Source organism: Cytobacillus firmus NBRC 15306, assembly GCF_001591465.1.
GTDB lineage: Bacteria > Bacillota > Bacilli > Bacillales > Cytobacillaceae > Cytobacillus > Cytobacillus firmus.
In genome coordinates this window covers 1-651 of sequence record NZ_BCUY01000247.1, presented here as the reverse complement: position 1 = coordinate 651, position 651 = coordinate 1, and the positions used below count along the sequence as shown (strand labels likewise).

Annotated in this window: 1 protein-coding gene; it reads right to left on the bottom strand. The window is 41.5% G+C overall.

The genetic code is table 11. From position 1 onward, the window contains the following. Nucleotides 1-651 (bottom strand): DDE-type integrase/transposase/recombinase (locus tag BFI01S_RS22110; RefSeq protein ID WP_156478381.1); only part of this gene is annotated, 651 nt, incomplete at both ends.

The following is a 651-nucleotide window of genomic DNA, read 5'->3' as shown; positions in this document are numbered from 1 at the left end:
CAATGGTCAGCTCTTCGATATTTGCCGGGTCATAGACTACATCAACCTGTCGACCCATGAAGGCCAAACCCACCTCATATTTTTGATCCATAAAACTGATACACCCTGATTTATCCACTTTTCTTGTTTCACAGTGTAGGAACGCATTGCTCAATGCATCCTGATCGATAAAACGAATCGATTTCTTATCCGAACGAAAGGCGGTTTCTGGGCTAATTTTCTCCCCAAGCGCAGAGTGTGGTTTATTCTGATAACACTCTGTTAGCCACACTTGAAAGAGCTCATTTAATCGATCTAAGGTATTGGGTTTCTCAAGAACAGCTTCACTAATGAATGAATCTATGACTCTATTAAACCTTTCAATTTTGCCTTTCGATTCGGCAGAATACGGTTTTGTGTAGATAAGACGACTGCCTATTTTTGAACAGGTTCGTGACATCCATTTGGTTCGATATTGTTTTCCATTATCAAAATAAACAGCTTCTGGAACACCGTATTTTTGGATAGCCTGGCGGAATGCATCCTCAATAATTCTTGAATCTAGTGTAGGGTAGAAGGCCGCATGAACCACAAACCTAGTGGCATCGTCGATAAAGGCGACAAGATAGACTTGCTTCTTGACCCCATTTGGACCAATAGGTAAGTAAGGGC